General features: G+C 55.1%; 2 protein-coding genes. Both read left to right on the forward strand.

The window, feature by feature from the left end:
• Positions 1 to 128: 128 nt before the first annotated feature.
• The gene (locus BA066_07960; protein ID RDD52758.1) at positions 129 to 881 is read left to right on the forward strand and encodes an ABC transporter ATP-binding protein; all 753 of its coding nucleotides are present in this window, start codon (positions 129 to 131) and stop codon (positions 879 to 881) included.
• Position 882: 1 nt separating this feature from the next.
• Positions 883 to 1411: ABC transporter ATP-binding protein (locus BA066_07965; GenBank protein ID RDD52759.1), on the forward strand; the 529-nt coding region annotated here is incomplete at its 3' end.

Consider the following 1411-nt stretch of genomic DNA (forward strand, 5'->3'; position numbering starts at 1 on the left):
AGCTGGACCTACCCACTCAAGTCCTGATCCTCCTCAAATTTTTGTTTTTTCATAGATCGCCCTCAGGCGAGTCATGTCGTGTTTATAAAATACCCTTGCGACGAGAGCCCAGCCAGGTCGGTGGTAACATGATGCTTCAGACTGATAGGCTCATCAAGAGATTTGGTGGGTTGATAGCAGTCAATGAGGTGAGCTTGGGGGTGGAGAAGGGATCGATAACACTCCTCATAGGGCCCAATGGCTGTGGCAAGACTACTTTCGTTAACACGGTGACTGGATACTACAAGCCGGACGGCGGGAGGGTCTTCTTTCAGGGGGAGGAAATAACGGGCCTTCCGCTTCACAAGACCTATGAGAAGGGGCTCGTCAGGACCTTCCAGATACCCTCCCCGTTCCTCAAGCTCTCGGTCCTCGAGAACCTTCTTGTGGCGGCTAGAGGCCATCCGGGAGAGCTCTTCACGAGGCACATTCTCAGGTCCTCCTGGAAGAGGTTCGAGGATGAGGCTGTTGAGAGGGCATTCGAGATAATGAGGGTTCTCGGCCTGGAGGATCACTGGGACAAGGAGCCGGCCTCCCTTGATGCGGGGGCCCTGAAGCTAATAGAGATAGGACGAGCCCTCATGTCCGGGGCCAAGATGGTGGTCCTGGACGAGCCTATAGCCGGCGTCAACCCGAGGCTCGCTCACGACATCTTCTCCTACATAGTGAGGCTGAGGGACTCTATGGGCCTCACGTTCCTTATAATCGAGCACAGGTTGGACATAGCCCTGAAGTACGTTGATTTCGTTTACGCCATGCATCAGGGCAAGATAATCGCAACGGGGACTCCTGAGGAGATAGCCAGGAACGAGAGGGTCAGGATGGTCTACGTGGGTGGTTGAAATGCTTGAGGTGAGGGGACTGAACTCGGGCTACGGGAAGCTTCACGTCCTCTATGACCTCTCCATGGATTGCGAGAAGGGGGAGATAGTCGCCGTGATAGGTCCCAACGGGGCTGGGAAGACGACCCTACTGAACAGCATATTCGGCATAGCTGACGTTTACTCCGGGAGCATAAAGCTGGATGGGGAGGAGATCTCAAAGCTCCCACCACACCTGGTGGCCAGGAAAGGGGTCTCCTACGTCCTCCAGATGATAAACATATTCTCGGACCTTTCCGTCGAGGAGAACCTGAGGATATCGATGGCCTTCGCGAGGCTGAGCGATTCGGAGATCCTGGATTACGTTTACGAGCTGTTCCCCATACTAAAGGAGAGGAGGAGACAGAGGGCCGGGACCCTGAGCGGAGGGGAGAGGCAGATGCTAGCGATAAGCATAGGCCTAGTGAGGAACCCGAAGCTCCTCCTGCTCGACGAACCCACCGCCGGCCTGATGCCCCTCTACGTCAGCCTGATAATGAACAAGATAGATG

Source organism: Candidatus Korarchaeota archaeon NZ13-K (assembly GCA_003344655.1).
Classification (GTDB): Archaea; Korarchaeota; Korarchaeia; order Korarchaeales; family Korarchaeaceae; genus Korarchaeum.

Excerpts from the sequence above, each read along its gene's own strand:
- BA066_07960 (RDD52758.1), top strand. The coding sequence starts at position 129 with ATGATGCTTCAGACTGATAGGCTCATCAAGAGATTTGGTGGGTTGATA.